This window comes from Nocardia sp. NPDC052566 (assembly GCF_044547285.1).
Classification (GTDB): Bacteria; Actinomycetota; Actinomycetes; order Mycobacteriales; family Mycobacteriaceae; genus Nocardia.
This window is the reverse complement of the sequence record NZ_JBIUAF010000006.1, coordinates 355,184-379,922: the sequence shown is the minus strand read 5'-3', so window position 1 is coordinate 379,922 and position 24,739 is coordinate 355,184. Positions and strand designations below refer to the sequence as shown.

The 24,739-nt window shown below is 64.6% G+C and carries 29 protein-coding genes and 1 pseudogene; 13 read left to right on the top strand and 17 right to left on the bottom strand.

Annotation, left to right across the window (positions count from 1 at the left end; genetic code table 11):
* The first annotated feature begins 26 nt into the window (after positions 1-26).
* From ACIG5A_RS31570 to ACIG5A_RS31555, 4 genes are all read left to right on the top strand, one after another.
* The gene (locus tag ACIG5A_RS31570; RefSeq protein WP_397246736.1) at positions 27-212 is read left to right on the top strand and encodes a hypothetical protein; all 186 of its coding nucleotides are present in this window, start codon (positions 27-29) and stop codon (positions 210-212) included.
* Between the two features lie 391 nt (positions 213-603).
* Positions 604-2,166, top strand: coding sequence for an IS21 family transposase (istA, locus tag ACIG5A_RS31565; RefSeq protein ID WP_397246734.1), 1,563 nt, complete (start codon positions 604-606; stop codon positions 2,164-2,166).
* Entirely contained in the window at positions 2,163-2,963 is an 801-nt protein-coding gene (istB, locus tag ACIG5A_RS31560; protein ID WP_397246732.1) for an IS21-like element helper ATPase IstB, read from the top strand. The genes istA and istB overlap by 4 nt, the downstream gene beginning before the upstream one ends.
* A gap of 3 nt (positions 2,964-2,966) precedes the next feature.
* Entirely contained in the window at positions 2,967-3,188 is a 222-nt protein-coding gene (locus tag ACIG5A_RS31555) for a hypothetical protein (protein ID WP_397246730.1), read from the top strand.
* Between the two features lie 149 nt (positions 3,189-3,337).
* Here the strand turns inward: ACIG5A_RS31555 and ACIG5A_RS31550 are convergent, their stop codons facing one another.
* The 4 genes and pseudogenes from ACIG5A_RS31550 to ACIG5A_RS31535 all read right to left on the bottom strand — a co-directional run.
* Positions 3,338-3,580, bottom strand: a complete 243-nt coding sequence (locus ACIG5A_RS31550; protein WP_397246728.1) for a hypothetical protein — start codon at positions 3,578-3,580, stop codon at positions 3,338-3,340.
* A gap of 361 nt (positions 3,581-3,941) precedes the next feature.
* A complete protein-coding gene (locus ACIG5A_RS31545) occupies positions 3,942-4,805 on the bottom strand; it encodes a TIGR02391 family protein (protein WP_397246726.1) in 864 nt (287 codons plus the stop codon).
* Positions 4,806-4,887: 82 nt separating this feature from the next.
* Positions 4,888-5,844, bottom strand: a complete 957-nt coding sequence (locus ACIG5A_RS31540) for a hypothetical protein (RefSeq protein WP_397246724.1) — start codon at positions 5,842-5,844, stop codon at positions 4,888-4,890.
* 184 nt (positions 5,845-6,028) lie between these two features.
* Positions 6,029-6,193 (bottom strand): annotated as a pseudogene (locus ACIG5A_RS31535) (DUF255 domain-containing protein); the annotation flags it as partial.
* Between the two features lie 253 nt (positions 6,194-6,446).
* Here ACIG5A_RS31535 and ACIG5A_RS31530 point away from each other — a divergent pair.
* Positions 6,447-7,724 (top strand): ATP-binding protein, encoded by a 1,278-nt coding sequence (locus tag ACIG5A_RS31530; protein WP_397246722.1) that lies wholly within the window; start codon positions 6,447-6,449, stop codon positions 7,722-7,724.
* 469 nt (positions 7,725-8,193) lie between these two features.
* Here ACIG5A_RS31530 and ACIG5A_RS31525 read toward each other — a convergent pair whose 3' ends face one another.
* A complete protein-coding gene (locus tag ACIG5A_RS31525) occupies positions 8,194-9,360 on the bottom strand; it encodes an MBL fold metallo-hydrolase (protein ID WP_397246720.1) in 1,167 nt (388 codons plus the stop codon).
* Between the two features lie 89 nt (positions 9,361-9,449).
* Entirely contained in the window at positions 9,450-10,922 is a 1,473-nt protein-coding gene (locus ACIG5A_RS31520; protein ID WP_397246718.1) for a carotenoid oxygenase family protein, read from the bottom strand.
* Between the two features lie 70 nt (positions 10,923-10,992).
* On the opposite strand from ACIG5A_RS31520, the gene ACIG5A_RS31515 reads away from it, so the two are divergent.
* Positions 10,993-11,613, top strand: a complete 621-nt coding sequence (locus ACIG5A_RS31515) for a TetR/AcrR family transcriptional regulator (protein WP_397246716.1) — start codon at positions 10,993-10,995, stop codon at positions 11,611-11,613.
* Between the two features lie 174 nt (positions 11,614-11,787).
* Here ACIG5A_RS31515 and ACIG5A_RS31510 read toward each other — a convergent pair whose 3' ends face one another.
* From ACIG5A_RS31510 to ACIG5A_RS31495, 4 genes are all read right to left on the bottom strand, one after another.
* Positions 11,788-13,245: a serine hydrolase domain-containing protein gene (locus ACIG5A_RS31510; protein WP_397246714.1), complete on the bottom strand. Its 1,458-nt coding sequence runs from the start codon at positions 13,243-13,245 to the stop codon at positions 11,788-11,790.
* A 308-nt stretch (positions 13,246-13,553) separates the two neighbouring features.
* Entirely contained in the window at positions 13,554-14,096 is a 543-nt protein-coding gene (locus tag ACIG5A_RS31505) for a serine hydrolase domain-containing protein (protein WP_397246712.1), read from the bottom strand.
* Positions 14,081-15,619 carry an MFS transporter gene (locus ACIG5A_RS31500; protein ID WP_397246710.1) on the bottom strand — a complete coding sequence of 513 codons (1,539 nt, stop codon included), beginning with the start codon at positions 15,617-15,619 and terminating at the stop codon, positions 14,081-14,083. The genes ACIG5A_RS31505 and ACIG5A_RS31500 overlap by 16 nt, the downstream gene beginning before the upstream one ends.
* 93 nt (positions 15,620-15,712) lie before the next feature.
* Positions 15,713-16,093 (bottom strand): VOC family protein, encoded by a 381-nt coding sequence (locus ACIG5A_RS31495; protein ID WP_397246708.1) that lies wholly within the window; start codon positions 16,091-16,093, stop codon positions 15,713-15,715.
* A 231-nt stretch (positions 16,094-16,324) separates the two neighbouring features.
* Between ACIG5A_RS31495 and ACIG5A_RS31490 the strand changes: the two genes are divergently transcribed.
* Positions 16,325-17,215, top strand: a complete 891-nt coding sequence (locus ACIG5A_RS31490; RefSeq protein ID WP_397246706.1) for a LysR family transcriptional regulator — start codon at positions 16,325-16,327, stop codon at positions 17,213-17,215.
* 41 nt (positions 17,216-17,256) lie between these two features.
* Here ACIG5A_RS31490 and ACIG5A_RS31485 read toward each other — a convergent pair whose 3' ends face one another.
* From ACIG5A_RS31485 to ACIG5A_RS31475, 3 genes are all read right to left on the bottom strand, one after another.
* Complete coding sequence (locus ACIG5A_RS31485; protein WP_397246704.1) at positions 17,257-17,754, bottom strand: hypothetical protein; 498 nt, start codon at positions 17,752-17,754, stop codon at positions 17,257-17,259.
* A 177-nt stretch (positions 17,755-17,931) separates the two neighbouring features.
* Positions 17,932-18,771, bottom strand: a complete 840-nt coding sequence (locus ACIG5A_RS31480) for an alpha/beta fold hydrolase (protein WP_397246702.1) — start codon at positions 18,769-18,771, stop codon at positions 17,932-17,934.
* Between the two features lie 40 nt (positions 18,772-18,811).
* Complete coding sequence (locus ACIG5A_RS31475) at positions 18,812-19,102, bottom strand: MerR family transcriptional regulator (RefSeq protein ID WP_397246700.1); 291 nt, start codon at positions 19,100-19,102, stop codon at positions 18,812-18,814.
* Positions 19,103-19,263: 161 nt separating this feature from the next.
* On the opposite strand from ACIG5A_RS31475, the gene ACIG5A_RS31470 reads away from it, so the two are divergent.
* Genes ACIG5A_RS31470 through ACIG5A_RS31460 form a run of 3 tightly spaced genes read left to right on the top strand, consistent with a single transcriptional unit; the run spans position 19,264 to position 20,250 of the window.
* The gene (locus ACIG5A_RS31470; RefSeq protein ID WP_397246698.1) at positions 19,264-19,572 is read left to right on the top strand and encodes a PadR family transcriptional regulator; all 309 of its coding nucleotides are present in this window, start codon (positions 19,264-19,266) and stop codon (positions 19,570-19,572) included.
* Positions 19,569-19,916, top strand: a complete 348-nt coding sequence (locus tag ACIG5A_RS31465) for a DUF1048 domain-containing protein (protein WP_397246696.1) — start codon at positions 19,569-19,571, stop codon at positions 19,914-19,916. The genes ACIG5A_RS31470 and ACIG5A_RS31465 overlap by 4 nt, the downstream gene beginning before the upstream one ends.
* 10 nt (positions 19,917-19,926) lie before the next feature.
* Complete coding sequence (locus ACIG5A_RS31460; protein ID WP_397246694.1) at positions 19,927-20,250, top strand: DUF1048 domain-containing protein; 324 nt, start codon at positions 19,927-19,929, stop codon at positions 20,248-20,250.
* Positions 20,251-20,362: 112 nt separating this feature from the next.
* Here the strand turns inward: ACIG5A_RS31460 and ACIG5A_RS31455 are convergent, their stop codons facing one another.
* The 4 genes from ACIG5A_RS31455 to ACIG5A_RS31440 all read right to left on the bottom strand — a co-directional run bounded on the left by ACIG5A_RS31455 (position 20,363) and on the right by ACIG5A_RS31440 (position 22,717).
* Positions 20,363-20,596, bottom strand: coding sequence for a hypothetical protein (locus tag ACIG5A_RS31455; protein WP_397246692.1), 234 nt, complete (start codon positions 20,594-20,596; stop codon positions 20,363-20,365).
* 121 nt (positions 20,597-20,717) lie between these two features.
* Positions 20,718-20,990: a hypothetical protein gene (locus tag ACIG5A_RS31450; protein WP_397246690.1), complete on the bottom strand. Its 273-nt coding sequence runs from the start codon at positions 20,988-20,990 to the stop codon at positions 20,718-20,720.
* The gene (locus tag ACIG5A_RS31445; protein WP_397246688.1) at positions 20,987-21,952 is read right to left on the bottom strand and encodes a Gfo/Idh/MocA family protein; all 966 of its coding nucleotides are present in this window, start codon (positions 21,950-21,952) and stop codon (positions 20,987-20,989) included. The genes ACIG5A_RS31450 and ACIG5A_RS31445 overlap by 4 nt, the downstream gene beginning before the upstream one ends.
* Positions 21,953-22,126: 174 nt before the next feature.
* A complete protein-coding gene (locus tag ACIG5A_RS31440) occupies positions 22,127-22,717 on the bottom strand; it encodes a TetR/AcrR family transcriptional regulator (protein WP_397246686.1) in 591 nt (196 codons plus the stop codon).
* A gap of 175 nt (positions 22,718-22,892) precedes the next feature.
* Between ACIG5A_RS31440 and ACIG5A_RS31435 the strand changes: the two genes are divergently transcribed.
* The 3 genes from ACIG5A_RS31435 to ACIG5A_RS31425 all read left to right on the top strand — a co-directional run bounded on the left by ACIG5A_RS31435 (position 22,893) and on the right by ACIG5A_RS31425 (position 24,705).
* On the top strand, positions 22,893-23,264 hold the full coding sequence (locus ACIG5A_RS31435) for a nuclear transport factor 2 family protein (protein WP_397246684.1): 372 nt from the start codon (positions 22,893-22,895) through the stop codon (positions 23,262-23,264).
* Between the two features lie 71 nt (positions 23,265-23,335).
* Complete coding sequence (locus ACIG5A_RS31430) at positions 23,336-23,719, top strand: VOC family protein (RefSeq protein WP_397246682.1); 384 nt, start codon at positions 23,336-23,338, stop codon at positions 23,717-23,719.
* A 74-nt stretch (positions 23,720-23,793) separates the two neighbouring features.
* On the top strand, positions 23,794-24,705 hold the full coding sequence (locus ACIG5A_RS31425) for a VOC family protein (protein WP_397246680.1): 912 nt from the start codon (positions 23,794-23,796) through the stop codon (positions 24,703-24,705).
* Positions 24,706-24,739 lie beyond the last annotated feature (34 nt).

Sequence of the window (24,739 nt, the reverse complement as noted above, 5' to 3'; positions counted from 1 at the left end):
CCAGCCACTGACGAGATCGGACAAACATGAGCACCAAGATCCTGTTGATCGCCATCGCCGTACTTCTGGGAATCATCATCGGAATGGTTACGGCCTTCCTCGCCAAGGCCCAAGGCATACATGCCGCCCGAGCAATCCGTGACGCGGGAGTGGGGTTTGCTGGCACCGTCACGATCACCGTGCTGCTTATGGACCACCTCGACGTGCTGTGACTTCAGCACCAACCACCATCGGGTCCGCACCCGTTTCGGTCCGACCTTTGGTTTCACTGGTGAATCCCAGCGCGGTTTCCTGGTGAATCCCGGCCGACCCCCGAAATCGGACACAGTCGATGCTGACGAATTTCGGCGTGGTCTCAGCGAAGCACATCCGGCTACTCATAGTGGCTAGATCGGTGATCTGTGACGTCACCTGTCGGTGAATCTCGACGGTGGCCGGGATCGGAAGATGTTCGTATCGGTGGATTTTGACGTCATGATCATGGTTGCGGTGTAAGGATGCGTGTGCTTCGCGCAGGGCCTTGCCGGAAGAGAGTCACCGTTGTCGTCTCGTCAGTCGAAGGTGGAGTTGTATGCCGCCATCCGGCGAGACTCGCGTGCGGGGATGTCGGGGCGTCAGATCGAGCGCAAGTACGGGGTGGGCTGGCGGACGGTGAAGTCGGCGCTGGAATCGGTGTGGCCGGCCGAGCGCAAGCAGTATGCGCGGCGGGGTTCGAAGCTGGACCCGTTCAAGCCGGTCATCGATGAGATCCTGCTCAAGGATCTGGACGCGCCGCGCAAGCAGCGGCACACGATCAAGCGGATCTATGCCCGTCTGATCGACGAGTACGGTATGACCGGCATCGCGTATCAAACGCTGCGGGACTATGTTTCGGCGCGCAAGCCGCAGATCCGGGTCGAGACCGGGCGCGGCCCCGCCGACGTGTTCGTCCCGCAGACCCATCATCCGGGCGCCGAAGCCGAGGTCGACTTCGGTGATTTCACCGTCCGGCTGCGCGGTGAGACGGTCACTTGCTATCTGTTCTCGTTCCGAATGTCGTTCTCTGGCAAGGCTGTTCACCGTGTTTCCGCCTCCGGCGGGCAGGAAGCGTTCCTGGAAGGCCACGTTCACGCGTTCACCGTGTTGGGTGGAGTCCCGTTCGGCAGGGTCCGATACGACAACCTGAAGATCGCCGTCGCCCAAGTGCTCGGGTTCGCGCGGTTACGCAAGGAGACCGATCGGTGGACCGCGTTCCGGTCGCACTTCGACTTGGAGCCGTTCTACTGCCAGCCCGGTATCGAGGGCGCGCACGAAAAGGGCGGTGTCGAAGGCGATATCGGCTGGTTTCGCCGCAACCGATTGGTGCCGGTGCCCGAGGTCGACTCGTTGGAGGAGCTGAACGCGAAGATCGACGTCTGGGATGTCGAGGACGATGCGCGGCGCATCGAGGCTCGCTCCCACACGATCGGCGAGCACTTCGCCATCGAGCAGCAACTGCTGAAACCGTTGCCGGAGGAAGGGTTCGAGACCGGCAGCTGGTTCACCCCGCGAGTCGACCGATACTCCCAGATCGTGGTGCGCACCAACCGGTATTCGGTTCCGGCGCGGTTGATCGGCCGTCAGGTGCGGGTGCTGCTGCATGCCAGCCACCTGATCGTCTATGACGGCCGCACCGAGGTCGCCCGCCACGAACGCCTCGTCGGGCGGGAACGATCCCGCCTGGATTTGGACCACTACCTGGAAGGGCTGCTGCGCAAACCCGGTGCCCTACCTGGCGCGACCGCCCTGGACCAAGCCCGCGCCGCAGGCAAATTCACCCCGGTGCACGACGCGTGGTGGGCCGCCGCCCGCCGCGCGCACGGCGATCGCAACGGCACCCGCGCCCTGATCGAAGTGCTTCTACTGCACCGGCATCTGCCCCATGACCACATCGTCGCGGGACTGGCCGCGGCCCTGCAGGCCGGGGCGTTGACCGCGGACGCGGTCGCGTTGGAGGCCCGCAAGATCGGCGACACCACACCGAACACGACAGCGGTCGAGTTGAACGAACCCAACCCGATGCCCTCGCTGACCGAACGCCGCCTGGCCCAGCTGCCACCGGATCGACGGCCACCGCCCTCGGTCGCGGTCTATGACCAACTGCTGCGCCGGACCCCCGCAGCCAAGGAAGGAACCACCAGCTCATGACGCCCGCGCCCACCACCACACCTCGCCGCCACGGCATGACCGAGCAAGCCGCCGACGCCTCGATCGACCAGGCCTGCCGCATGCTGCGGCTACCGACGATCCGCACCCAATTCGGTGAAATCGCCGACGCCGCACTACGCGAACAGATGACCTACCGGGGGTTCCTGGCGGAGTTGCTGCTCTCTGAATGCGACGACCGCGCCCGCCGCCGCTCCGAACGCCGCATCCGCGCCGCCGGTTTCCCACGCAACAAGTCGTTGCGCGCCTTCGAGTTCGACGCCAACTCCACCGTCGACCCCGCCACCATCCACACCCTCGCCACCTGCGAATGGATCCGGAAAGGGTTGCCGCTGTGTTTGATCGGCGATTCCGGCACCGGAAAATCTCACCTGCTGATCGCGTTGGGCACCGAAGCCGCGATGCAAGGCTTCCGGGTGAAATACACCCTCGCCGCGAAACTGGTCAACGAACTGGTCGAGGCCGCCGACGACAAGGTCCTCACCAAAACCATCGCCCGCTACGGACGAGTCGACCTGCTCTGCATCGACGAACTGGGCTACATGGAACTCGACAAACGCGGCGCCGAGCTGCTGTTCCAGGTCCTCACCGAACGCGAGGAGAAGAACTCCGTCGCCATCGCCTCCAACGAATCGTTCTCTGGCTGGACCAAAACCTTCACCGATCCGCGGCTCTGCGCCGCGATCGTCGACCGGCTCACCTTCGGCGGGCACATCATCGAAACCGGCACCGATTCCTACCGACTCGCCCGCACCAGAACCGCCAGCCACTCTCAATAGCTGATGCCCAGGATCCAGATCGCGGTCGAAGACGCCATCGAACTCGCCGAACTCCTCGGATTCCTACGCGACTGGCTCGACACCGACCCAACCGCAGCCGCCGCCCTGAACCACTTCGGCGGATCGGTCTCCACCGCCGCCGACATGCGCACCGACCTGGAACGCTTCGCGTTCCTGCTCGGCGGCAACGACGGCGAACACTACCTGCCGCCCAACGACTTCTGACCACCCGAGCAGGCACGATCAACCATCGACACCCACACGACACACCAGCCAGGTGACGTCACTTTTCACCGATACACGGCGGCCCTCCACGGCCCGAGTGACGTCACAATTCACCGATAACCGACGTCAAGATTCGCTGGCATAGCCACTCATAGCTTACGCAGCGCGAGGATGGCACCGATGTCCTTGTCGTACACCATGATCCGGCCGCCGCGGATGCTCGCTCCGTCGGTGCGGATGCGCCGACGGAGCGCCTTCGGGCGGTAGGTATCGCGCTGAGATTCACCAGCATGCCATGGCCGAAAACCGCTGGAACCCCGCTGAAATTCGTCAGGAAACCGCGCCAGGATTCGTCGGTAAAGCCAGACCTTCGCCCGCCACGTTGAGGCCATCTGGACTCAGGTACTACGCGCTGCAGCTGGCCACTCTGGCTGAGGGTTCCCCGCTTTCACAGCGCGAAGTCAGCTTCGATCACCAGCTGTCCAGCAAGAAGATGCTGGTCGGTCCTGTTCCCATCTGTATCGTGCCCCGCCGATGAACCGAACCTGCGACCGCGCTCGACTGGCCGTGGATACTTTTCGAATCGCCCGGGAAATACACCCAGACCACGTCGATCAGGGCCTGACCACGGCCGTCCTACATGACACCCGAGGACCCATCGGATGTGCCCAACAGATCCTCACCGTTCGTCCGCAGCAGAGGCCGTAACGACGACCGCCAATGCCGGTTTGCACCAGTAAATAACGGCCACGGCTACGTGTTCGCTTCCTCGTCCGCGCGGCGGATCTCGCACTTATCGAGGAGCCTCGCGAGATAGCTGTATGCCGCCAGCCTTTCCATCGCTTCCTGCTCGGACAGCTCTTGCCGAGTGTGTGTCGCAACATTGCGGACCGTCAGATTCAGCCCCGTCGCAAAATCATTGAGCGCACGGGCCATCGGTTCGAGGCCACCGCGCATGCTTCGAACCGTCTTGTCGGTGCGATCACCGGGCCAGTGCAGCTTCGGGCGCTCAGGCGTCGGCTCCCCAGGAGAGAGGGACTGTTGCCAGAACTCGGTGCCGTCAACATCGTTGCGCCCGAGCTTTGTCTTCCAATGGATCGTGAGCCCCTCAGCGGCTTCGACCACCGCGACGCGGTACTGGTGTGATGTCCAGTGATCGGCGGCGGATGCCCAGACCATCGGATGCAGCTGGGACGGCACGAAACCCGGAAGACCTGACTCCGAGGCGGCTTCGGCTTCAGCGATCAGCGTGTCGAGTCGCCCACGAGTGGTAGCTGCGGTCATGCGAACGTCTTTGGGGCTGAGCGGGGCTTTCGGGTTCGCCATCATGAACCAGTTGGCGATCGGGTCGATAGCTCCGATCCCTGCGACGGCGATGTAGGTTCCCGTCACAGCGACGGCCTTAGCCGCGGCTCCAGCGGTTTCTGCGACCTTGAGCTCAAGGCGGCGTACTTCGGCGGGGTCCTGCTCGTCCTTCGCCCAAACTGTGGGAAACAAGCCCCGCGCCGACATGTGATCGGATTCGACCTGAGTCTGCATCCAAGCTTCGAAGGCACTATCGAATTCGGTCACCGCATCGCGCAGTCGCCGCAGGTAGTCGCTGCTGTAGTTAGCCACGGCTCATCTTCGCAAGATCGCCTCCAATCGGACAGTCAGTTTTCACCCGCTGTTCGAGAGCCCTGATCCGCACCGAGTCGCCTCATTTGCGAAAAGCGCGCGGGCGCAATGCTCTCGCCGCACCAAGGAACTGCACCAAATGTGAATGTGCCTGCAGGATCAACAGATAACTCCCTGTCTCGGTGAAAAACTTCTCCGCAGCGAGGTCATCCTTGACTGTGGAATGAATCCCGTAGTTCCGAACCTGCCGCACCTGCCCGGCGAAAGCCAGTAGCGCGTCTGCTGATGCCTTCCCCGCAGGAAGGTTCGCAGCACGCAGGACCTCAGCCACCTTCACCTGCATCGGCGCCGCAGACCCCTTGGCAGCTACCAACTTATCCAGCTGCGGGTCACGCTTACGCAGCTTCTCGGCAACGGTCCACCACGTGCCCTCCAGCACCGCGCCCATCAATGTGACCGCGCTCAGGTGGCTGCCCCGGCGTGCCGCATCGAGGCACTCCTCCAGCAGTCGCAACAACCGATCATTGAGCAACGGCTTCACATCCGCCCACCGCTCCATGGTCAACAACGCCAGATCACCCACCACGGAAAGCCCCGGCGTCGCTCGAAACGACCCCGGAACCAGGACGCGGCCCACCGGAATTTGTACACCACTTCCGTGTCCGCGCACTTGGTAAGGCACCGTGATCGAATGGTCGGAATCTGACCCGCCCATGGTCGTAGGAACGATCAACCCCTGGGCGATCAATCGGGCGATCGCCAGCCGCGTCGCATGGACTACCTTCACGTAGCCCAGCACAGATGCGGTGCGCACCTGCTCCGCCACCACAGCGACTGCGACAGAACCGATCTCGATCCGCCCGCCACGCGCCACCGGCACTCCCACCACATCGCACACGATCGCGACTGCCTCATCGACAGTCAACACCGTTTCCTCATCGATCAGGGCAGTCACGATCGCGTTCGACGCGACCGAGATGTCCGCGAACGTAGGCGTCGTAGATTCTGCGGCGATTGTCGCGAGCTCCTGAGCGTCCACCAGACTCTCCCCACATCGCTCTGCCCGCTACCACGGGCACCATTGCAGCGACCCACACCAAGGCGCTGCACTGTTGGAACGACTTCAAAGTCGACTTGATCTAGATCAGATCAAACGCGCCTACGGCTGATTTTGCAATAAGAACCGCCGCCTACCTGCACAAATACGGCTTGTAACCCTAAACCATCACGTGGCACCAGTGGCAGCTCGCGTATCCGACGGACAGCAGGATCGGCACATCCCTGGCCGCCGCCTCCGCCAGCGCCTCCGCGTCCCACTCCCGCCAGTGGACCGGATTCCCGGCGTGCTGACGCAGATACGGCGAGGTCGCGGTGGCCAATCGGTTCATGTTCCCAGCCTTCCACACCCGGCAAGTACGCAGGGCGATCCGCATCCGGGTTCATCGGCTGATCAGTGGCGAAGCCGTCGGCAGATCAGCGGATAGCGCAACCCACCCTCGGTGACGATCCAATCCCTCGCTTCGGCTCCGGGAGTCGTATGCCCTGGCAAATCTCGGATTAGATGTCTGGCAGTTCTGGGATTTTATTGTCGCGAATGTGGGATTATATCCCCGGCAGATTTCAGATCAGAGAGGATCCACGATGCCGGAGCCCAAGCTGATCGAACGTCACCTACAGGGAGTACTGGCCGAGCTGGTCCACGACGAACCCGTGGTCGTGCTGACCGGCGCCCGCACAGTCGGCAAAAGCACCCTACTCTCCGCGTGTGCCAGGACGGCTGGTCTCCAAGTACTCGATCTCGACGATCTGGAGACCAGACGAGCCGTCTCGGCCGACCCTGCACTGTTCGTCGCCTCGGACCGCCCCACACCCGTGTGTATCGACGAATTCCAGCATGTTCCGTTGCTTCTGGACGCCATCAAGGCCGAACTCAACACAAATCTGCGGGCTGGGCGCTTCATTCTGACCGGCTCGACTCGCTATGGGTCACTCCCGGCGGCCGCGCAGTCGCTAACCGGCCGAGCCCATATCGTGACGATGTGGCCGCTCTCCCAGGGGGAACTGGCAGGGACGCTCGACACGGCTTTGGACGCTCTGATCAGCGATCCCGCGTCGCTGGTGAATGCCAGCTCGTCGACAACCACCCGTGCCGACTATGAGCGGGCCGTGCTCACCGGCGGGTTCCCACTCGCTCTGGCTCGGGCACCTGGTCGATCCCGCGATCGGTGGTTCAGAGACTTCGTCAACCTCGTCGTCGAGCGCGATGTCATGGAGATCCGCAAAGTCCGCCAGCGACAAGTACTGCCACAGGTACTTCAAAAGCTCGCAGGCCAGACCGGCCAAGTAATCAACATCGCGAACATCGCCGACGCTGTCGGACTCGACTCGACGACGGTCAAGGACTATCTCGGTCTCTTGGAGGCGGTGTTCCTCATCCATCGCATCGAACCGTTCACCCGATCGGCCACCCAACGGGCTATCCGCAGCGCGAAGGTCCATACCGTCGACACCGGCCTAGCCGCGTACCTCACCGGACTGACAGAACAGAAACTGTCCAGTCGTATTCCCGCAGCACTAAGCCAGTTCGGTCACCTCGTCGAAACGTTCACCGTGAACGAGCTGATCAAGCAAGCCGGCTGGGCACAACAAGATGTTGCGTTCTCCCACTTCCGAACCCGAGACCAGCAAGAGGTCGACCTCGTGATCGAAACCGTCACAGGGTCCGTCGCTGCGATCGAGGTCAAAGCCTCAGGCACCGTGACCGACCGCGACTTCGAAGGGCTCCGGATGCTTCGCAACAAACTGGGCAGCGCCTTCGTAGGTGGCGCGGTTATCAATCTCGGCCAGAAGTCGTATACGTATGAGGAAAAGCTCCACGTCCTCCCCCTCGATCGACTGTGGACAACCCCACCCGCCTGAACCAGAACAGGCGATCAGGCCCGTGACCATCTCTGCACGATGTCGCGATCCTTCAGCCCGCCCAGGATTCGTGTTGGTTGGCGCACCGTAGGCGCGCTGACCAATGGGTTTTGGGTATGGGGTAGCCGCCGGTCTTTCCAGCTTTTCCACAGTGTCCGCCGGGGCGAGAACGGGTACATCCCGCCTGGTCGGTTCCGTTAATTATGATGTGGCACAACAAATTACGATACGGACACGGTCGCCGGATCAGCGGGACGCGCAACGCAATCCGAGCGTGCGGAACGGCTGCGCGCGCAGTTGTCCGGTGAGCCTGCCCGCGCGGGTGCCCAGAGCCACCGCGCGGCCCGCACGGCGCGCGGACTCGCGCTCTCGCCGTCGGCGAACCTGCTCTACGGCCTGATGCTGCGGGCTTCGGCCCGTCAGGAACAGAAGGAGGTTGGACGTCTCCGGGCGGCAGTCGTCCTCGGTTTCAGCGAATCGTGTGCACTTGATTGTCCCGGGCGATCGAGATCGGGCCGCCGTAGCCGCCTTTGGCGATGCGGTCGATCCACTGGCCGTCCGGTAGATCGCCGGGGCCGTAGTGGCTGACCACCAGTTTCTTCACGTCCGCGGCCTTGGCGACCTCCCCGACCTGGATGGCCGGGGTGTGGCTGCGCAGGAAGTAGTCGGGCGGGCCCGCCATGGCGGGGGTGTAGGTGGCGGGTTTGGTGGGATGCTCGTCGATTTCGAAGATCGACTCGTGCACCAGCAGGTCGGTGCCCTGGGCGAGGGTGATGAGGTTGCCGCTCTTGACGGTGTCGCCGGAGAAGGTCACCGAACCGCCGTCGGCCAGGTCGAAGCGGTAGGCGAAGGCGGGGAACACATCGTCGTGCTCGACCAGCGTGGCGGTCACGCGGACGCGGTCGTCCGACATGATCGGGAATGGCTTCATGACGGGGCTGACATTCGTGAAGCTCGCGCCGACATCGGGAATCACGATGTCGTGCAGGTTCATGATCCGGCGCGGGTCGGGGAGGTAGGAATCCCGGGCGAAGATGTTGTAGGAGTAGGCGAAGGCGTCGAGCAGCCGGTTGGTCATCTCGACGGTGCCGGGGGTGGGATTGTCGCCGAGGGTCCAGACCTCACCGCCGCCGTCGCGGCCGGGCAGTCCGCCGGCCGGGCCGGGACCGTACACCGGGATCGGCCGGAAGCCGGGGGCGTCGGGGTTGAGGAACCAGCCGCCGAGCATGAAGAAGTTGTTGTAGTCGGCGAGATGGTCGGCGTGCAGGTGGGTCAGGAAGATCCCGGCGATATCGGTGAATTTCAGTCCGGCCTCGACGAACTGGGTGACGGCGCTGCGCCCGCAGTCGACGATGTACACCTTGCCGCGCACCGACAGCGCGCTGGCGATGCCGACCCGGGCGGCACCCGGCGGCGGACCGGCCTCGGTGCCGAGGGTGATCAGTTCGATCGCGCTGTCCGGCACCGGATTCGGCGTGGTCGGGCCCGCGGGCTTCGAGGTGGACGAGCCGCACGCGGCGAGGCCGAACATTCCCATCGCGGCGAGACCCGACGCGAGCAACGATCGCCGGTTCGGTCCCGAGCCGATCGCCCCGGCATCGAACGTGTCGCTGCTGGTAGCACGGCATTCGCACATTGGGGAAACGTATGCCAGGAATCCGGCCCGGTCTCGATCTGGCGGATCCGACACGCGGATGCGGGCAACGGATCCGCGACTCGGCCCGTTCAGCGGCTGGGCAGGCTGCCGGGGTCGGGGACCGGTGCCGCGGTGGCGGCGATGCGGCGGCTGAAGGTGCCGTGGAATCCCCAGGGGACGTGGTGGTCGAGCCATGCGGTTGCCATGGGGCCGGACTCGAGGTCGCGGGCGTCGAGAATGACCAGTTGCGAGAGGTTTTCGGTGAGGTCGTGGTTGAGGAACAGCAGCCAGCCGTCGTCCTCGGCGGCATCGCGGGTGCGGGGTACGAACAGGGGTTCGCCGACGGAGGCGAGGCCGAGATCGCAGGCGGTGGTGGTGCCGGTGCGGTGGTCGACCTTGACGATCCGGTTCAGGGCTGCCGAGGTGGGGCCTTGGGCGGCGAGGTAGCTGTAGTGGTGACGACGGGTGCCGCGGCGCCAGTCGAATTGCGGGAACTCGCCGGTGATGTCGGTCAATTCGCGTTCGATTACGGTGCCCGCGGCGGTGATTCGATATTGCATGAGCCGTGACGCCGGGAACTGGGGCACGTGCGGCGTGTTGACCTGCCCGACGCCGCGGCGGAAATCGTCCCATTCGCAGTCGAAGCGCACGAGTTCGACCACCACGTCGTCGCCGTCGTCGTAGGCGTTGGTGAGATGGACGTGCAGCAGCGCCTCGTGTTCGATGATGCGCGGCCGCCCGCCGTTCTTGGGCACGAGCAGGAAGCGGGTGCCCTTGGACCGCTTGAACCGCAAGGAGTCGACGAACGAATGGGTGGCCAGCGCCATCTTCGCCACGTCGGGCAGCAGCGGGTCGAGCACGAACACCAAATATCGCTGGGTGAGGGCGAAGTCGTGATTCCACGGCAGATCCAGCATCGGGATCGACGCGAGCGAATGCAGCTTCCCGGCGCGGTCGACGCGGTGGGCGCGGATACGCGGGGTAGGCAGCACGTCCAGGCCGAAGTTGTACATGTCGCCGGTTGCCGGATCCCACTTCGGGTGCGCGGAGAACGCGCCGAGGAAGCCGAGCTTGCCGTCGAAATCGCAGCGCCCCAAGGTTTCCAGGGTGTCCGGGTCGATGCGGTGTGGATTGCCCAGTTCCCACAGTGCCAGCAGCCCACCCGCGTAGTTGACGATATTGGTATTGGCGACGTTCTCCGGCAGGCGGCCGATATTGGCCAGCGGCCCACCCGGAATCTGGGTTCCCACACCGCGATACCGGATCCGGTCCGAGGTCTGCCCGTGCTCGAAGTGGCAGGTGCGGACATACCGGTTGCGGTAGTGCACCGACTTCCCGTCCAAGACCAGCCGCGACACCATACCGTCACCATCGAAGATGTTGTGCAGCAGCGTCTTTCCGACCTGGTGCTTACCCGGCCCGATCCGGTACAGCGTGCCGGTCAGCTCGGCGGGCAGTGCGCCGTCGACCTGCCCGACCCGGTAGTCGAACTCGTCGAGCAGCGGTTCGAAGGCCCGCAGGTAGGGGTCGGCGGTTGGTGTCGCGATGTCGTGGACAGACATGATTCTCCTTTGAATCGACCATCTGATGACGCGTGTCATCCAATTTAGGGCGATGGCTAAGATGCTGTCAATGACGAGGTCTGATGCGGTCCGCAGCTACGGCGGGGTCAGCGCCGAGGACCGGCGGGCCGAACGCCGCACTCGGCTGCTGACCGTCGGGCGGCGCCTCTGGGGCGAAACCGGCCTGAGCGCCGTGACCGTGCGCGGCGTCTGCAAAGCGGCCGGGCTCACCGACCGCTACTTCTACGAACACTTCGCCAACCGTGACGAGCTGCTGGTCGCGATCGTCGACGAGCTGAGCGATCAACTCCTCGCGGCGATGGTGCAGGCCGGACTGAACGCCGAGGGTGCGGCCGCCGACAAGCTCCGGGCCGGGCTGCACGCCTTCCTCGAGCTGGCCGCCGGGGACCCGCACGTCCACCGCATCGTCGCCAGCGACCCCGCGGGCGTGCCCGAACTGGTCCATCGCCGACGCGAAATCCTCGGCCGCATAGCCGATCTCGTCGTGCAATACGCTCCGGACGCGCTCGGCGCGCAGCCCGACCCCGACCAGCTGCGCCGGGCCGCGCTGTTCATCACCGGCGGTGTCAATCAGCTCATCGAGGGATGGCTCGACGGCACCGTCGAGTTGACCGTCGATGAACTCGCCACCGAAACCGCCCGCCTCTCTATCGCGGCGTTGAGGCCCTGAGGCAGCCACATCCGTGTCAGCTGGCGCGAACTGCCGCTGTGCGCCGAAGCTGGTTCAGTTACGCGGCCGCACGAGCATCGGTGCCGCCCTCGATACCGGTGGAGTCCAACGCGGTGACAATGTCGTGATCGTCGACAGCGACCCGCGGAAACTCGAGTGGGCAATCATGCTGTGTCAGGCGACCTTCGGGGCGGCTCGCATGCCGGCGTAGCAGCATTGGGTGCCGTCGCTGAGGGTCGCGAAGACGACAGGCATGTAGTCCTCGCTGAAGGAGGGTCCGGCGCCCGACGCGGCGAAGATATTCGCCGAGTAGGGCTCGAGCTCCATCTCCAGCGGAGGAGACATGTCCTTCATATCATCGACGAATTCGTAACGCATATGGCTGTTTCCGTGATCGTCGCGGCTGATCGTGATGACCACGCCTTCGCGGCGATAGGTACCCAGGAACGGCGTCATATCCACCGAGATGGGCGGATCCGCCGGGGCGAACGCGTCGGGCATACGCACGCCGGCGAGTTCGGCGAGCAGTTCCCGATACAGGTCGGCATATAGCTGGCGGGCGCCGCCGCCGTTGGTCATCAGGGCGACGATCACCCCGGCCTCGGGGACCACGCGCAGGTAGGCGTATTGGCCGACCGCGGCGCCGTCGTGGCCGTAGCCGCGAATTCCGTTCCAGTCGTACAGGGTCCAGCCCAGCCCCCAGGCGTCGGAGCTGACGGTCCATTTGTCGGGGGTTTCGGTCTCGGGGTGCTGCATCGCGGTCACCGCGTCGGCGGCCAGCACCTGGCTGCCGTCCGCCGCGACGCCGCCATCGAGATGCAACTTCGCGAACCGGACCATATCGCCCGCGGTAGTGATCACCCGCCCGGCCGGGCCCATCGACCGGGGCATGAGATCCCACACGGGCGCCGGATCCGGGTCGACACCCGCATCGCCCAGGTGCGACATGGCGCCCCGGAAGCGCAGCGCCTCCTCGGGCAGCGTCATCAGGTGCTCGAGGCCGAGCGGCCCGGCCAGGTGATCACGGATCGCCTCGTCCCACGTCTTGCCGCGCAACACCTCGACGATGCGGGCGAGCACGGCGTATCCGACGCCTGCGTAGGACAGGGCATTGCCGGGCGGACAGTCCAGCGGCACTTCACGTGCCGCGGCCACGAATTTCTCGAGGCAGTCGTCGCCGCGACCGGTGTCACGGTTGAAATCGTTGGTCAAGCCGCCGGTATGGCTGAGCAACTGGCGAACGGTGATGACCTTCGTCGCCGCCGGATCCGGTGTCCCGAACTCCGGCAGCACATCGACCACCAGCGCGTCCAGATCCAGCAGCCCCTCACCTACCAGCTGCATGACCAGGGTGGCGGTGTAGATCTTGGCTACCGAGCCGGACAGGAACACCGAGTCGGCGGTGACCTCGACTCCGGTACCCCGGTGCAGCACACCGCTTGCCAGCTCGTAGATCTCGCCACCGACCAGCACCGCCAGCGTCGCGCCTGGCACGTGGCGCGCCGCGCGCAACTCATCCAAGCGTGCCTGCCAATGCGCGACCGAGAAGCCACCGCCCTGCGAATCAGTCTCCCCCCAAGCGCCTTTCGCCTTCCAGGCGCCCTTCTCGTCCCAAGTTACGTTCTTGGACAATGTCTTTCCTCTCGATCGTGTGTTGATGAAGCGGGAGCCCCGCCGTCAGTTCTCCAGCGTCTGACAGGCGATGGTCCAGAAGTCCCGCGAAAGGCGCAGTGTGTCCGGGCCGTCCATTGCCGCCTGGGTCAGCAGGACACCGGTGAATCCGGTGGCCGGATCGGCGTAGGCCGAGGTGCCGAGCCCACCGTCCCAACCGAATTGGCCCAGGTTTGCAGAACCCGAAGCCGCCCTGGTTGCCGAAACCTCCCGCGCCCTCGGTGCTGAACAGCTCGTCCTTCCCGGCGCGCTGCCCGGGGGTCAGATGATCAGTGGTCATCAACCCGACAGCGGGCCTGGACAGGACGCGTTCGCCCTTGTGGATGCCGCGGTTCAGCAGCATTCGAAGACATCGCCGCGACCATGCCGAATCCGAAGGTGAAGGTCAGCAGGTCCCGAACGGTGATCGAACGCCGAGCCGGGACGGTGTCGTCGAGTTCGCCGTCGATCCGCTTCAGCACCTGCCGGTTCGCCAGTTCGGGCAACCATTCATCGATCGGATCGTCCAGCCGCAATCTGCACTCGTCGATGAGGACCATCACCGCCGCCGCGGTAATCGGCTTGGTCACCGACGCGAGCCGAAAGATCGTGTCGCGTCGCATCGGCTCGGTGCCGCCGGTATGCAAGGTTCCGTGCGCCTCGATGTGCGATTCCTCGCCATTGTCGATCAGCGCGACCAGCCCGGGAATCGCTCCGGACGCGACGTGCTCGCTCAGCACATCCCGCATCCTGCGCAGGCCGTCTCTCGACAGTGGACCTGTGCCGGATGCCTGCCAGTTGCCCCGGTGATCCCAAGTTACGTTGTACGACAAGACGTTTCTCCATCCTCGAGGTGAGTCGATGCATCACGGCCGCGCATGACGAACAGTGCGAGAATCGCCGCGGCGGCGATTCCGGCCGTGCCGGTCAGGAAGCTGCCCGACATGGCGGTGGCGAATGCGTGGCGGGCGGTGTCGGCCAGCGCGGAGTCGCCGGTCCGCGCGGCGGTGGCGAGCGCGTCACCGATCGAGTGCCGCGCCTGCTCGGGAGCCGATTCCGGCAAGCCACGACTGAATCGGCTCGACAGGATGCTGCCCAGAATCGCCACGCCCAGCGCGGCGCCCGCCTGTTGGATGGTGTCGTTGAGCGCGGAGCCGACCCCGGCCTGGGCGGGCGGAACGGCGCCCATCAGCGCCGATATCGCCGCGGGCATGGCCGAGCCACCGCCAGCACCGAATACGAACAGCGCGATCGCGACCATCACGAAGTCGCTGTCGGCGCTCAGCGACGCCAGCAGCACCGACCCGATCGCCATCACGACCAAACCACTCACGGCGAGCGCCCGGTTCCCGAAACGTGCGCCAACGGTCGCGCCGAATGTGTTGCCCATCAGGGACGCCAGCGCCAACGGGATGAATGCCAACCCGGCCGCGGCGGGCGAGTAGCCGAGGACCGATTGCAGATACAGGGGCAGCGCCAGCAGCAGACCGCCGTTGCCGACCTGTACCAGGGTGAGCGCGAGACTGCCGCCGCTGAAATCACGATCCCGGAACAACATCAGCGGGACCATGGGATCGGGAGTGATGTTCTCCCAAATAACGAACCCCACCAGGCCGATGACGGCGACGGCCGCCGTGGTGAGGGTGGCCGAGCCGGTCAGGCCGTGACGCGGTAGCTCGATAATGGTCCACACCAGCGCGGTCATGCCTGCCACCGACAGCACGGCGCCAAGCGGATCCGGTCGCCGCCACGGGCCCGTCGATTCCGGCATCAGCGCGAGTGCCGCCACCACGGCAAGCACGACGATCGGCACGTTGATCAAAAAGATTGCGCCCCACCAGAAGTGCGAGATGAGTGCGCCGCCGATGATCGGACTGCTCACCAGGCCGAGCATGCTGACCGCACCCCACACCGACATCGCTCGGCGGCGCTCCCCCGCATCGAAGACGGTGATGAGGATGGACAGTGTGGACGGCATGATCATGGCGCCGCCGACGCCCATGACGATGCGCGCCACGATCAGTTGCGCCGACGTCTCGGCCAGTGTCGCCACCAGGGATGCGCCACCGAACAACACCAGTCCGACGATCATCACCCGGCGGCGGCCGTATCGGTCGGACAGGCTTCCCGAGGTGAGCAGCAAGCCGGCGAAAACGAGTATGTAGGAGTCGAGGATCCACTGGATGTCCTGCGCGCTCGCATCCAGATTCGCCGCCAGCGACGGAACGGCCACCGACAGCGCCATATTGTCGATAACCAGGACAAGAGTACTCAGGCAGAGCACGATGAGGATCAACCAGCGCCGGGGGTTACTCCCTTGGGCCGCTTGATGTTTCGGTTTCGATACAACTTCCATGGGAATCTTTCCGGTAAATGCGCACCCCATGCTCGGGGCGCCATGGATCGCCGCACGCGCAGGCGCGTTCGGTGGGATCGGCAGGTATGGCGATCAGGCCCCGGCGGGCGGGATCCACTCGATGAGTTGCACCACCACGCCGTTGGGATCGGTGAGCCGCAGCGCCCATTCGCCGCTGGACATTCGATGCAGCGGAGCGGTGATGTGCGCGCCTTCGCGCAGCAGTCGTTCGTACTCGCCGGCTATGCCGATGACGGCGAGCGACGTGGTAACGCCGGTCGGCCACGGACTCGGTTGCGGTAGTTCGGGATTCGAGCGCCGAAGTTCGATCTCGGTGCACGCGTCATCGCGGCCGAGGCAGATGAAGTCCTCGTTGGCGAGGATCTCACGGAACCCGAGATGGGCGCCGAAGAACTCACTGGACGCGGCTGGGTCGGCAACCATCAGGATCACCGCGGTACCGACAACGTTCATGTCACCGACTCGCCTCCTCTCGAAGTCATCTGGGTGCGATGGCCGCCGACCCGGTGGGCGGCGGTGTCCACCAAGCATCGGATGTCGGCGGACGGCGAACAACGACACAGTTCGCAATGCCGGTTAACCCTCGGGTTAACGACCCGCCCGTACCGCACGTCACCGCAGGTGAGGAGACGTCAGCAGGATGGGGTAGCGTCGATTCTCCGGTGGTGATCGAACGGGGTCGGCGTGGAACTGCGTGATATCGAGATCTTTCTGACCCTCGCGGAGGAACTACATTTCGGCCGGACCGCCCAGCGGCTGCACGTATCACCGGCCCGGATCAGCCAGGCGATCAAAAAACAGGAACGCATGGTCGGTGCGGACCTGTTCGAACGCACGAGCCGCACCGTCCGCTTGACCACGCTGGGCGAGCAGTTGCGCGATGATCTGCAGCCGCTGTACCGCGGCCTGAACCAGAGCGTGGCCAAGGCGCGCTTGGCCGCGCAGGGCAAGGACGAGGTGCTGCGGATCGGCACGATCGCCGCCAACACGCACGAGCTGCGGCCGTTCTGGGACGCATTCCGCGCCCGTCATCCGCAGTGGGGCCTGCAGATCCGGCACAACCCGTTCGTCGATCCGTTCGCCCCGCTACGCAACGGGGAGATCGACGCACTGATCACCTGGCTGCCCATCGAAGAACCCGATCTGACGGTCGGACCGGTCCTGTTCACTGAGCCGAAGACCTTGCTCGTTGCGGCAGGGCACGAGCTCGCCGACCGCAAGTCGGTGCCGGCGGAGACGCGCGGCAACTACAGCGGCGCCACCTCCGGATCGGCCGTCGCCGAATACTGGGAAGACGCGTTCAACTCGTTCTATACGCCGTCGGGCCGCCCGGTCGACAAGGTCGCCGAGGTCACCAATCTCGAAGACATCCTGCTGGCCGTCGTCCACGACGGAATCGTGCACACGATGGGTGCGCACGGCAGCCGCTACTTCGCCCGTCCCGACGTCGTCTATCTCGACATCGAAGGCGAGCCACGATTGACCTGGGCGCTCATCTGGCGCTCGGACGCCGACAACGCACGCATCCGCGCCCTGGCCGAGGTCATCCGCGACCTGGGCCAGGCCAGCTTCTGACACATCAGCGCCTGATCCCGAGCCCGCCACAACGCTCGATGTCAGGAAGTGGCCACGCTCAGGACTACCGAGCCATCCTTGATCGCTATCGGCCTGATGACCACGCCGTTGAAGTTGATCGTTCCGCCGACTCCGGTGGTGGCGTTCCCCCTCGTTCCGGATCCCATGATCACCTTCAGCGTTACCGAGGTGGCGGTGATCGCCTCGACCTCGAGGCTGTCGAGGCGACCGGGCACGGATATCGGAATGACCGTCGGACCGTCGATCTGTACCTCGCAGTTGCCGTCGACGCAGGCATCCAGATTCGTGCCGTCCGCGGCCTCCGGCAGTGCGGTCGGTGTCGGTGCCGCGGTGGTGGTAGTCGTGCGGGGCGTCGTCACGGGCGGTGTCGTCGACCGCGACGAAGTGATGTCGGCAGGCACCGGATGCCCCTCGTCGTCCCCGCATCCGGCCATACCGCAGAGCGCCGCGATCATGAGCACGCCCGCGAGCCGACGCCGCACTGACAACTCCGAAGACACCGTGATCGGGTTGTGCATGGCCCCTCCCCAGCGAACGCCGGATATCCGACTACTTCGATTGTGCGCGCGAGGTCATGCCGATAGACGGGAATCGGAGCAATTCATCTCGGGGACAGCGCATCTCGATCCGATTGAGCTGCGCCGCCCTGCGGAAACCTCCGCCCCCTGAGCCGCGCGGGTGGCGAGGCCGACGGGCTACCGGGTCGAGGGGCCCGGGTGGTTTCGGGATGCGGTGGCTGTTTCGCGGATGGCCGCGGCGATGGTGCGGAAGTCCTTGCGGAGGATGCTGCCGTGGTTGCTGGGAACCTTCGCGTGGATTTCGATGTTCGGGTTGCGTTGGACCACCTGGTCCAGGCTGGCGCGGATGCGTTCCTGCCCATCGCCTTTGCTGCCCAACGACGACCCCGAGGCGTTCACATAGCGGGTCGGGACGGTGATGTTGTCCAGCACGGGACCCAGTGCGCGCTCGCGGGCGATCTCGCCGGCCTCGATATTGCTGTTCGCCATTTGTTCGGCGGTCATCCGCGGCGCCAGGCCCGTCGGGCGCAGTAACACCATGAGAAAGTTCAACCGCCGCCAGAGCTTTCGCATCTGCTCGATATCGATCTCATCGATCCAGTCGTAGGGTTGCGCGCCCTCGACGAGGACCGCGCCCACCGTACGGTCGGGATTGCGGCTGGCCCAGTGTGCGCCGACGAACGCGCCGTAGGACCAGCCGACCACCAGCGCCCGCTGCACGCCCCTGGCCGCGAGGACAGCGTCGACATCGTTGACGCTCGTCGCGAACGAATAGTCCGCCGAACGCTTCGACTTGCCCCGGGCCCGCATGTCGTAGGTGATGTGCCGCCACTGCGGCCCGAGTTCGGCGATGACTCGCCGCCAATTCCGCTGAGATGCCATGTGGCCGTTGAGATAGATCACCGGGATACCGGAACCGCCGGTGTCGGTGACGGCCAGTTCCGTATCGCCGACCGGCACCATGCCGGTCCAGGTCGCGTTGTCCGAGGCGACTGTGGCCCTACTTCGAGCATGCATGTGCTTCACCCTTGGGATTGTTGAGAAATGACAGCCTTGATCACCGAGCGCCGTCGAGGACGCGCTCGATATGGCGGAAGTAGTCGAGTAGATCCCCGATTTCGGCCAGCGGTATGCCCGCCCCGGCCAGCGTTCGGACCTGCACCAGCCGCAGCAGTTCGGCGGATCGGTATCGGCGACAGCCGGAGCTGTCGAATTCGGGTTCTTCGACCAGACCGTGCTGGTGGTAGTGCCGCACTGTCGTCACCGTGATGCCGGCGAATGCCGCCGCCCGGTCGATCGTGAACCCGGCCCGGGCGCCATGAGACTTCTCCGCGCTCACCTCGGTCACCTGCCTCCTCGTGCTACTCAGTACTAATGACTACCACTAGACTGCAACACTGAGTAGCGGTTGCGCAAGCCCCAGTACTCTGTGCTACATTCTAGCGGTAGTCATTACCACCGAATAGCGTGGTTCGATCAAAGGAGGACGTCACGGACAACTTGACGGAGATGCTGAAGGGCACGCTGGAAGGCTGCGTCCTCGAGATCATCGACGCCGACGAGACATACGGTTACGCCATCACGCGCCGGCTGAACGAACTCGGTTTCGCGGACGTCATCGAAGGCACTGTCTACGCCATCCTGCTCCGCTTGGAGAAGAACAGGTTGGTCGATGTGTCGAAACGCCCTTCCGGAGTCGGTCCGCCGCGCAAGTTCTATGCACTCAACGATGCGGGGCGCAAAGAACTGGCGACCTTCTGGGCTAAATGGGATTACGTTTCCTCGCGCATCAACGAGCTCAAGGAAAGCAAACAATGAACTTCTGGGAGACAATCACAGGCAGCGACCTCACCAGGGAATACAAGGCATTGCAAGCCCGAGCCGAGGCTCTCCCGGCCGAGTATCAAGCGGCGTGGGGCGAGATTCAGGCCAATCTCTCACCCTACGCGGGATTCACGGGCCGCAACCTTATGCCGATCCTCGAAGGCGCCCTCGGCCTGCTCGAGGAAGCAGCGGCGGATGGCCAGAGTGTCCACGAGACACTGGGCGACGACATCAAAGGCTTCTGCGCGGCGATTGCCGGCGAAGAAGGAGCCAAAAGTTACCGCGACAAGTGGCGTGACCAACTGAACAAAAACGCGGCAAGGAAACTGGGCCGGTGAGGAGGATAACGTGGGCATCCGCGACATGATCGAAGGTAAGCGGGAGTGGCGGGCGCATATGGCACGAGTCAAGGCGCTCCCATCCGATTACCAGATCGTCTATCAGGAGATTCAAAAGTACTATTTCAAGGTCGGGCCGGTCGGGTTGACCGACGGGACCCTACTGTCCGGAATTGTCGATTTCTTCGAAGAGGGAGCCGCCTCCGGTAAAGGGGTAATAGAACTCATCGGCAATGATGTCGCGGCGTTCTCCGATGACCTGATAAAAGGCTCTCGAACCTACGCCGAGATCTACCAGGAGTCCGCCGTCAAGAAAGCCGGTGAGGGAATGTGATCCGCGCCGACGCCCGCCGGGATGCGGACATGTCGACCCGATTCCCGACCGGGCTGGCTCAATGGGTGCTCGACCTGATCGTCGCGCAACTCATCTGAACCCGAACGTCTCGTCACCGTCGCTGCTTTCCGGCGCTCGTCGCGCCGCTCGCGAGCGCGTGTCCGGTCTTGGATTCCGTTGATTCGACGAGGGTTTCGGGGGTGCCCTGGACCAGGACGCGGCCACCGTGGCGACCCGCGCCGGGGCCGAGGTCGATCACCCAGTCGGCGCGGCGGATGACGTCGAGGTTGTGTTCGATCACCACGACGGTATTGCCTTGGGCGACAAGGTTGTCCAGGACCGCCATGAGGGTGTCGATATCGGATAGGTGCAGGCCGGTGGTGGGCTCGTCGAGGACGTAGACGGCGCGGGTGGCGCATGACGTCCGGATCGTGTTCGACGACGAGCACCGAATTGCCGTTGTCCCGTCAGCGTTTGAGTAAGCCGACCATGGATTGGACGTCGTGCGGGTGCAGGCCGACCGGCAGCCGGGTGCGGATGTAGGGCGGATAGGTCTCGTTGAGCTCATAGCCCGCTTCCGCGGCAATGGTGTCGAACACCAGGGAGGATTTGCCCGAACCGGAAACCCCGGCGAAGACCACCAGCGCACCGCGCGGCAGGTCGAGGTCTATCTCGCGCAGGTTGTTCGTGCGCGCGGAGCGAATGCGGATACCGTTGCGTCCCTGCGGTTTCGGTGTCATATCAGCTGCCGGTCCGGTCGAGCGGCGCGCTCGTCGAGCGCCCGCTGGATGTCGAGGGTGAGCCCGAGGCTCTCGATGACGCTCAGCGGCGCGATCTCATTGGCTGCTTCGCCACGCAGGCACGCCAAGACGTGATCGATCATCGCGGTGTAGGAATCCGGGTCGTCTGCGGCGAGAACGCGCCGCTCGCTGCCCCGATACTCATGGATCGCCAGTTGCGGCACCGCGGTGGCGTCTTCGAGTGCGACCGTATATTCCAGTACCCCACCGGCGAACGTAGCGCGCATGCACGCCGCGATCCCGTATGCGGCGGGCATCATGGAGTTCCCGCTGAGCCGTGTCACCATACCTGGATAGTCGAACACGACCTGCGCGGCGGCTCCGCCCTCGATGGCGTCACACCCGGTCGCCGTGAACGCCTTCGGCACGCCGAGCGCGTGCGCGATGGCATCGAGTTCGCCGTGCAGCATATGCGGCATGATTTCGTCCAGACCGCCCCGGTAGCCGGGCCAAATCACCGACCGCACTTCGCTTTCGAAGGCCAGCAAAGCGCCGAGCTCCTCGGTGACGAGGAGCTCACGCAATCGCCGATATGCCGGGTGGAAGCGAAGATTCATGTCCACGAAGACCTCCCGATCGCTGATCGCGGTCGCCGCGACGACGCGCTCGGCGTCGTCCACGGTGAGCGCGAGCGGAACTTCGCTCAGCACATGCTTGTTCGCGGCGAGACCGCGCAGAATGAGCTCGGCATGCAGGTGGCCGGGCAGGCAGATGTCGATCAGGTCGATGGCCGGGTCGGTGAACAGGCGATCGAGATCGGTGGTGCCCTCGAATCCGTACCGCTGCTTCATCTCGGCGAGCTTGTCGGCGCTGCGACTGAAGGCGACAACCTCGACATTCCGCTGGGCGTAGACGGCGGCATGGACCTGAGCGAATCCGGTCCCGAGCAACGCGATCTTCATGGCGAACCCCTCTCGGAGTCAGGATCTGGAGCTGCGACGGAAGGCCGCTCCGACGGCGGCGCACGGCCGCATCATGATTGCTGAGCGCTAGCTACTCTACGAGACAAATGTACAAGTACACAAGTACAAATATTTTCTCGCCCAGGAGCCAGGCAGCTCCTCACAGGGCAGGAGCTATCCGGACGGCGAAAGCGCGGGGTTGGGGGTGAGGATGCGCCGCAGGATGGTTTCGATCTCCCGCCGCGTCGGCGGTTCCCCGCGCGCGACCGTCTGGATGCTGAAGCCGGTCATCGCCGCCGCCGCGGCGGCGGCCGTGTCCGGATCGGTGTAGTGCAGGAGCGTGTCGTAGCTGAGGCGGGTGTAGCGATCGGCGATCGGGCGCAGAGCAGGGCGGCGCAGCGCGGCAAGATACAGCTCGGATTCCAGCACGTTGTAGTTGCGATCGTCCACAATCGCGTGCAGTAACGAATCGGCCAGTGCAGCAACAAGTTCCTCGGTATCGAGCCGGGGATTGGCGGCGCGCCACTGTTCCAGATAGAGCGCGAACCGATCGACTGCCCGCCGTAGCGCGGCCTCGATCAGGTCGTCCTTGGAAGCGAAATGGTAGGTCGTGGCGCCGAGCGGCATACCGGCCACCGCGGCGACCGCGCGATGAGTCAACCCCTCGACCCCCTTCTCGGCGATGACCCGCTCGGTCGCCGCGGCTATCTCCTCGACCCGGGCCGCGGGGTCGCGGCGTCGGCGGGCGGGTTTATCGGCGGTCATATCCTCCACTTCCTCCAGGGTGCCGCTCCGCACGCTACCGTACAGATGTACAAATCCCCCGACCCACGCCGCTCACAATCACTTCCCAAAATATTGTACTCACGTACTTGTACATAAGTACTAAAGTGTGGCAAACTCGGAGCATTCGATTCGCGCGCTACGAGAGGAGTCCCCGATGAACGCCACCGAGTTCATTCATGAGTGGGTCGAGGCCTACAACGAGATGGATTTCACCCGCTTCGCGGCGATGAACACCGATGATGTCGTCTACACCGTTGCCGCGCTCGGCCACACCTACACCGGACGCGATGCCTTCATACAGCACATCCGTGAGTACGCCGACGGTGTCCCCGACCGGCGATTCACCCTCGACCAGGTGATCGCCGACGGCGATCTGATCGCCGTCGAATACCGTTTTCTGGGCACAAGTTCCGGGAAGGTCGCGGCCCTGCCGCCGGCGGGCACCGTATTGAAGACGAGCTTCTGTTCGGTCCTGCGTCTACGCGATGGCAAAGTCGCCGCCCAGACCGACTACCTCGGCGGCTGACCCGTTCGCCCTCGGTCGCCGATTCGGACTGACTCAACGAGATTCACGCCCACAACACGAGAGGTATGACCATGCAGATGCGTCGAGTGTGCCCGCTGATGATCGTCCCCGACCCCAGCGCCACGTTGGACTGGTACGCCGAGCGCGGTTTCGACGTGATGCGCGATATCGCCCCCGACGACCTGCACCTGATCGCCATGGACGGTGAGGCGTTCGTCCAGGTCATGGGCGCGGGTGAGGCGCACAAGTTCATGCCGACCAAGGCCGATGTCCCGTACGGCGCCATGTCGGGCTGGTTGTATCTCAACCTCGACGACGCCGCCGCCTTCATCGACTCGATCATCGACCGCGTCGAGATCGTCAAGGACGAGAAGTTCGACTTCGGCCGCCTCCTCTACTTCAGGGACCTGAACGGCTACCTCATCGGCGTGAACCAGATCCAGTCCGCCAGTTGACAACTCGGCCCATGACGCGCCGATCCGGACCATCGGTCGAGGGGTAGCCCGGATCGGCGAGACAGGAGAGTGCAATGAAGCTCGAACGCTCGGCGATTCACTGGACGACGCGTCATGCGCTCATCGCCGTGGCGGTCGCCGCCGTGCTCATCGCAACCTTGACGGTCGTGTTCTTCGATCGCCACAGCGAATCCACCGGATCCCGCCCGATTCCCGAACCGGTGCAGGTGGTCCTGATCGATATCACCTCCGCCGACATCCCCCGCGACCGCGCCTTCTACGAACAGACCTTCGGCTGGACTCTGCGGGCCGACTATCCGCATTACCCGATCCTTGCCGCTGGGAGCGGACCCGATATCGGTATCGCGATGCTCGGCAATCCCGAAGCGGGGCAACTCGAACCGCTGTATCGGATCGGTAAGAGCGTTGTCTTCTTCGGCGTTCCGGACATTTCCGCCACGCTGCGGCGCGCGGAAACCCTGGGCGGCAGGATCATTCAGCCGCAGACACCCATCTCGACCGGGGGCGCGTTCGCGATGTTCACCGATCCGGTCGGCAACACGATCGGATTGACCACAGCGACAAAGCACACGTCGGCGCCGCCGAAGGCCGCCACGCCCAATCCTGCGACGCTGGTCGCCATTTCGACACCCGATGTCGGCGCGACTCGTCTGTTCTACGAGCGGCTGTTCACGCTGCGCCTGAAGGAGGAGTCACCGGGCTATCCGATCCTGTCCAGCGGAGCCGGACCCGATATCGGTATCGCCCGCTCGGACGACCCGGCGGCCGGCCCCGCCGAACCGCTCTATCGCGTCGGCCAGCCGGTGGTCCTGTTCCAGACACCCGATATCGACGCGACGCTGGCACAGGTCGGCCGCCACGGCGGAACCACCTTCCAACCCGAGATCCCGCTCCCCTCCGGGGGTGCGTACGCGTTCTTCACCGATCCGAGCGGCAACACCCTCGGCCTGCTCGAACGCCCGTGACCGTCGCCGCATACCCATCGAAAACCCCTGTACC

What these genes read in the sequence shown, in the direction of transcription:
- ACIG5A_RS31520 (WP_397246718.1), bottom strand. Translation starts at nt 10,922, where the DNA reads ATGTCTGTCCACGACATCGCGACACCAACCGCCGACCCCTACCTGCGG.
- ACIG5A_RS31435 (WP_397246684.1), top strand. Translation starts at nt 22,893, where the DNA reads ATGAACGCCACCGAGTTCATTCATGAGTGGGTCGAGGCCTACAACGAG.
- ACIG5A_RS31440 (WP_397246686.1), bottom strand. Translation starts at nt 22,717, where the DNA reads ATGACCGCCGATAAACCCGCCCGCCGACGCCGCGACCCCGCGGCCCGG.
- ACIG5A_RS31515 (WP_397246716.1), top strand. Translation starts at nt 10,993, where the DNA reads ATGACGAGGTCTGATGCGGTCCGCAGCTACGGCGGGGTCAGCGCCGAG.
- ACIG5A_RS31530 (WP_397246722.1), top strand. Translation starts at nt 6,447, where the DNA reads ATGCCGGAGCCCAAGCTGATCGAACGTCACCTACAGGGAGTACTGGCC.
- ACIG5A_RS31495 (WP_397246708.1), bottom strand. Translation starts at nt 16,093, where the DNA reads ATGAACGTTGTCGGTACCGCGGTGATCCTGATGGTTGCCGACCCAGCC.
- ACIG5A_RS31555 (WP_397246730.1), top strand. Translation starts at nt 2,967, where the DNA reads ATGCCCAGGATCCAGATCGCGGTCGAAGACGCCATCGAACTCGCCGAA.
- ACIG5A_RS31445 (WP_397246688.1), bottom strand. Translation starts at nt 21,952, where the DNA reads ATGAAGATCGCGTTGCTCGGGACCGGATTCGCTCAGGTCCATGCCGCC.
- ACIG5A_RS31550 (WP_397246728.1), bottom strand. Translation starts at nt 3,580, where the DNA reads ATGGCCTCAACGTGGCGGGCGAAGGTCTGGCTTTACCGACGAATCCTG.
- ACIG5A_RS31465 (WP_397246696.1), top strand. Translation starts at nt 19,569, where the DNA reads ATGAACTTCTGGGAGACAATCACAGGCAGCGACCTCACCAGGGAATAC.
- ACIG5A_RS31570 (WP_397246736.1), top strand. Translation starts at nt 27, where the DNA reads ATGAGCACCAAGATCCTGTTGATCGCCATCGCCGTACTTCTGGGAATC.
- ACIG5A_RS31450 (WP_397246690.1), bottom strand. Translation starts at nt 20,990, where the DNA reads ATGACACCGAAACCGCAGGGACGCAACGGTATCCGCATTCGCTCCGCG.
- istB (WP_397246732.1), top strand. Translation starts at nt 2,163, where the DNA reads ATGACGCCCGCGCCCACCACCACACCTCGCCGCCACGGCATGACCGAG.
- ACIG5A_RS31425 (WP_397246680.1), top strand. Translation starts at nt 23,794, where the DNA reads ATGAAGCTCGAACGCTCGGCGATTCACTGGACGACGCGTCATGCGCTC.
- ACIG5A_RS31500 (WP_397246710.1), bottom strand. Translation starts at nt 15,619, where the DNA reads ATGGAAGTTGTATCGAAACCGAAACATCAAGCGGCCCAAGGGAGTAAC.
- ACIG5A_RS31470 (WP_397246698.1), top strand. Translation starts at nt 19,264, where the DNA reads ATGCTGAAGGGCACGCTGGAAGGCTGCGTCCTCGAGATCATCGACGCC.
- ACIG5A_RS31480 (WP_397246702.1), bottom strand. Translation starts at nt 18,771, where the DNA reads ATGCATGCTCGAAGTAGGGCCACAGTCGCCTCGGACAACGCGACCTGG.
- istA (WP_397246734.1), top strand. Translation starts at nt 604, where the DNA reads ATGTCGGGGCGTCAGATCGAGCGCAAGTACGGGGTGGGCTGGCGGACG.
- ACIG5A_RS31455 (WP_397246692.1), bottom strand. Translation starts at nt 20,596, where the DNA reads ATGGCGGTCCTGGACAACCTTGTCGCCCAAGGCAATACCGTCGTGGTG.
- ACIG5A_RS31485 (WP_397246704.1), bottom strand. Translation starts at nt 17,754, where the DNA reads ATGCACAACCCGATCACGGTGTCTTCGGAGTTGTCAGTGCGGCGTCGG.
- ACIG5A_RS31430 (WP_397246682.1), top strand. Translation starts at nt 23,336, where the DNA reads ATGCAGATGCGTCGAGTGTGCCCGCTGATGATCGTCCCCGACCCCAGC.
- ACIG5A_RS31525 (WP_397246720.1), bottom strand. Translation starts at nt 9,360, where the DNA reads ATGTGCGAATGCCGTGCTACCAGCAGCGACACGTTCGATGCCGGGGCG.